Source organism: Comamonas denitrificans (assembly GCF_017368815.1).
In the GTDB taxonomy this organism is placed as follows: domain Bacteria; phylum Pseudomonadota; class Gammaproteobacteria; order Burkholderiales; family Burkholderiaceae_C; genus Comamonas; species Comamonas denitrificans.
Window position 1 is genome coordinate 20,139 of record NZ_JAFNME010000034.1, and the last position, 4,409, is coordinate 24,547.

Genomic DNA, 4,409 nt, shown 5'->3' on the forward strand with positions numbered 1-4,409 from the left:
GCGCTGCGCTCGGACAACTGCGGTAAGTCAGACGGGATGCGGCTTGGTTGTTCTTGCGGCTGCGCCCTGACGGATACGTTGTTATGGAATGGCTTGCTCGCTTGCTGCGCAGCTTCGCTTCTGGTTTTGGAAAGCAACATTCGCAAGAATTTAAAGAAGCAGCCAGAGGCCAAATGCTATTTTTTCAATAGTTGTTACCGCTTGGTTTTTCGGGGTTTTTTTATGATTTTTTCTTGGTGTTCAGGCTTGGCGTGCGGTAGCTGCTTTCTTGTTTGATTTTTTGTTCGCTGGCCGGGTCTCGCCCCGGCGGGCGACATCCTTTCTTGCCCGCGCAAGAAAGGATGCAAAGAAGGCGTGCTGCGCAGCTTTGGCACCGCAGAACTCGCTACGCGCCTGTGGCGCTGCGCTCGGACAACTGCGGTAAGTCAGACGGGATGCGGCTTGGTTGTTCTTGCGGCTGCGCCCTGACGGATACGTTGTTATGGAATGGCTGGCTCGCTTGCTGTGCAGCTTCGCTTCTGGTTTTGGAAAGCAACATTCGCAAGAATTTAAAGAAGCAGCCAGAGGCCAAATGCTATTTTTTCAATAGTTGTTACCGATTGATTTTTCGGGGTTTTTTTATAATTTTTCCTTGGTGTTCAAGCTTGGCGTGCGGTAGCTGCTTTCTTGTTTGATTTTTTGTTCGCTGGCCGGGTCTCGCCCCGGCGGGCGACATCCTTTCTTGCCCGCGCAAGAAAGGACGCAAAGAAGGCGTGCTGCGCAGCTTGAACACCGCAGAACTCACTTCGCGCCTGTGGCGCTGCGTTCGGACAACTGCGGTAAGTCAGACGGGATGCGGCTTGGTTGTTCTTGCGGCTGCGCCCTGATGGATACGTTGTTATGGAATGGCTGCTCGCTTGCTGCGCAGCTTCGCTTCTGGTTTTGGAAAGCAACATTCGCAAGAATTTAAAGAAGCAGCCAGAGGCCTAATGCTATTTTTTCAATAGTTGTTACCGATTGATTTTTCGGGGTTTTTTTATAATTTTTCCTTGGTGTTTAAGCTTGGCGTGCGGTAGTTGCTTTGTTTTTTGATTTTTTGTTCGCTGGCCGGGTCTCGCCCCGGCGGGCGACATCCTTTCTTGCCCGCGCAAGAAAGGGCGCAAAGAAGGCGTGCTGCGCAGCTTTGGCACCGCAGAACTCACTTCGCGCCTGTGGCGCTGCGCTCGGACAACTGCGGTAAGTCAGACGGGCTGCGGCTTGCTTGTTCTTGCGGCTGCGCCCTGACGGATACGTTTTTATGGAATGGCTGGCTCGCTTGCTGCGCAGCTTCGCTTCTGGTTTTGGAAAGCAACATTCGCAAGAATTTAAAGAAGCAGCCAGAGGCTAAATGCTATTTTTTCAATAGTTGTTACCGCTTGATTTTTCGCGGTTTCTTTGTGATTTTTCCTTGGTATTCAAGCTTGGTGTGCGGTAGCTACTTTCTTGTTTGATTTTTTGTTCGCTGGCCGGGTCTCGCCCCGGCGGGCGACCTCCTTTCTTGCCCGCGCAAGAAAGGATGCAAAGAAGGCGTGCTGCGCAGCTTTTTGCACCGCAGAACTCACTTCGCGCCTGCGGGCGCTGCGTTCGGGCAACTGCGGTAAGTCAGACGGGCTGCGGCCTGCTTGTTCTTGCGGCTGCGCCCTGACGGATACGTTGTTATGGAATGGCTGGCTCGCTTGCTTGCTGCGCAGCTTCGCTTCTGGTTTTTGTGCGTGTTTTGCTTGCCAGCGCTGGGTTGGCTGGGGTTTGAGATGCTATTTTTAGAGTAGTTTTTAGCGTTTGTTTTTTCTTGGTTTTGAACGGTTTAGCACTAGAAATTCAATAACTGCCTACGGCAGCAGCTATTAAAAGCGACTGAACAACGGCTGAAGCTGCGCAGCAAGCAAAGCCGCCCCCCAACAACAACAGCGCATCCATCAGTGCGCAGCGCCTATAACCAGCATGCGCCTTCCCGTCTGACTCGCCATAGTTGTCCGAACGCAGCGCCGTAGGCGCGAAGTGAGTTCTATGGCGCCAAGCTGCGCAGCACGCCTTCTTTGCTGACTTTCTTGCGCGTGCAAGAAAGCCAGTCGCCCGCCGGGGCGAAACCCGGCCAGCAGGCGGAGAAATCAGCAGGGATTAAATTGAAGGCCCGCTTGAGTAACCGCAGAAATAAGAAAAGCACCCGAAGGTGCTTTTAAAAAAATTTGCTAAGAACTCTATATTAAGGAGGAGTAACAGGAGGAGTAACAGCAGCAGCAGCACCACAAGATTGCGGAGCATAACGAGGCTCAGAAGAAGTACAAGCCCATGTTACCGATCCAAGATCCTCCACCCATTTTGGGGTCAGCGTAATCACTTGATCCTTCGTATCCGCAGTACCAGTGACAGCAATCACACCTTCATTGCTAAGCGTGGCAGATTTAACCAGTCCACCTGCACCGGGTACTGCGCAAGAGCCTTTATCTGCTTTGCCTGCCAACTGAGATGCTTCTGTAACGCAAGTACGGGCAGAACTAGCGGCCAAGATAAGTTCCGAGACACGGGCACGAACCGTGTAATCCTGATACGCCGGCAACGCCACCGCCGCCAAAATCCCAATAATCGCCACAACGATCATCAGCTCAATCAAAGTAAAACCCTTTTGCACAGAACGCAGAGTACGTTTCATAACCAGCTCCTTAGAGAGTAAAAAATGAACACGCAGCTCTATAAGCAAACCCCATGCCAACTTTTCAACCCCTGGGCAAAAGGCACATCCACCCTTCCGTGGCACACCCTTTGCCGTGCCAATCCATCTCACCTTGGCCCAGCATGGCCGTGCCAGCACCGCATTGGCACAGACAGTGGTGTGCCAAAGAGGGTAGGGCCGCTGTGGCGCTACCCCAAAGGTGCTGTGCGGTGGCACACGCTCTTAGAATTCCCGCTCACTACAAGGAGGCACTATGCAAAGTATCAGCCTGGATGCGGCCGAGGCCATGACCGGTATCAGCCGCCGCACACTGTGGCGGCGGGTGGCCGATGGGGAATTGACCAGCACCGGCAAAGATGCCCGCAACCGGGCGGTGCTGGCGCTGGAGGGGTTGCAGGGGTGGATGCAGGGCTATACCGGGTTGGTGTTCAGTGCCCAGGACTTACACCGCTTGTGCCAAGCAGATGCGGGCGATGCGCAGGCCCAGGTGGATATGGGGGCGTGGCTCTATACCAGCCCACGCGCAGTGCCAAGGGTGGAAAATAGCCAGCCAGCCAGCCAGCCAGCCAGCCAGCCAGCCAGCCAGCCAGCCAGCCCTGTACTGGCTGCACCTAGCGGCGGAGCAAAACCATGGTGATGCCATGCACTGGTTGGCCACGGTGGCTGCAAATACGGGTACGCAGCAAGGCCATTATGAGTCGCTGATGTGGCTGGCCAAGGCCGCGATGCAAGGCCACCCCATTGCCACGGCGCAGTTGCAGGCCTTGCTGGATGCGGTGCTGACTTAGAACGTGTTTAGGTGCTTACCCCAGCAACGCCTGGGCAAACTCCCGCGCATTGAAGGTTTGCAGGTCTTGCACCTGCTCGCCCACGCCGATGAAGTACACCGGAATGGGTTTTTCCTGCGCAATGGCGGCCAGCACGCCGCCCTTGGCGGTGCCGTCCAGTTTGGTGACGATCAGGCCCGTTAGGCCCAGGGCTTCGTCAAAGGCTTTGACCTGGTGCAGGGCGTTTTGGCCGGTGTTGCCATCAATGACCAGTAGCACCTCGTGCGGGGCGCTGCCGTCGGCCTTGGTGATGACGCGCTTGATTTTTTGCAGCTCTTGCATCAGGTGCAGTTGCGTGGGCAGGCGGCCTGCGGTATCGACCAGCACCACATCTTTGCCCCGGGCTTTGCCGGCGGTGACGGCATCAAAGCTGACGGCCGCTGGGTCGCCGCCTTCCTGGCTGACGATTTCTACCGTGTTGCGCGTGGCCCACACGCCCAGTTGCTCGCGGGCGGCGGCGCGGAAGGTGTCGGCGGCGGCCAGCAGCACCTGCTGGTCGTGGTCGGCCAGGTATTTGGTGAGTTTGCCGATGGAGGTGGTTTTGCCCGCGCCATTGACCCCCGCCACCATGATGACGGTGGGCTGGTGGGCACCGATGACGATGGATTTTTCCAGCGGCTGCAGCAGGTCGGCCAGGGCCTCGGCCAGCAGCGCTTTGACGGCAGCGGGGTCGGTGGCCTTGGCCTCTTTGACGCGGCGCTTTAAGTCGTGCAGTAGGGCTTCGGTGGCTTTCACGCCGGTGTCGGCCATGAGCAGGGCATCTTCCAGTTCTTCGTACAGGGCATCGTCAATCTTGGTGCCGGTAAAGACGGTGGTGATGCTGCTGCCGGTTTTGCGCAGTCCGGCCTTGAGGCGGGCCATCCAGCCTTGGCGCTCGGCGGGCTGGGGTTTGG

5 protein-coding genes are annotated in these 4,409 nt (G+C 56.5%); 3 read left to right on the forward strand and 2 right to left on the reverse strand.

Annotated elements, in window-relative coordinates; genetic code table 11:
- Positions 1-276 (forward strand): hypothetical protein (locus J1777_RS12445; RefSeq protein WP_207576018.1); only part of this gene is annotated, 276 nt, incomplete at its 5' end.
- A 1,945-nt stretch (positions 277-2,221) separates the two neighbouring features.
- Here the strand turns inward: J1777_RS12445 and J1777_RS14475 are convergent.
- Entirely contained in the window at positions 2,222-2,668 is a 447-nt protein-coding gene (locus J1777_RS14475) for a pilin (protein WP_207576019.1), read from the reverse strand.
- Between the two features lie 274 nt (positions 2,669-2,942).
- Between J1777_RS14475 and J1777_RS12455 the strand changes: the two genes are divergently transcribed.
- On the forward strand, positions 2,943-3,326 hold the full coding sequence (locus tag J1777_RS12455; protein WP_207576020.1) for a helix-turn-helix transcriptional regulator: 384 nt from the start codon (positions 2,943-2,945) through the stop codon (positions 3,324-3,326).
- A 4-nt stretch (positions 3,327-3,330) separates the two neighbouring features.
- Positions 3,331-3,477 carry a hypothetical protein gene (locus tag J1777_RS12460; protein WP_207576021.1) on the forward strand — a complete coding sequence of 49 codons (147 nt, stop codon included), beginning with the start codon at positions 3,331-3,333 and terminating at the stop codon, positions 3,475-3,477.
- Positions 3,478-3,492: 15 nt separating this feature from the next.
- On the opposite strand, the gene ftsY is transcribed toward J1777_RS12460, so the two are convergent.
- The coding region (gene ftsY / locus J1777_RS12465) for a signal recognition particle-docking protein FtsY (protein ID WP_242700528.1) at positions 3,493-4,409 on the reverse strand (917 nt) is incomplete at its 5' end.

Coding starts and splice junctions, on each gene's coding strand:
- J1777_RS12460 (WP_207576021.1), top strand. CDS start 3,331: ATGCACTGGTTGGCCACGGTGGCTGCAAATACGGGTACGCAGCAAGGC.
- J1777_RS14475 (WP_207576019.1), bottom strand. CDS start 2,668: ATGAAACGTACTCTGCGTTCTGTGCAAAAGGGTTTTACTTTGATTGAG.
- J1777_RS12455 (WP_207576020.1), top strand. CDS start 2,943: ATGCAAAGTATCAGCCTGGATGCGGCCGAGGCCATGACCGGTATCAGC.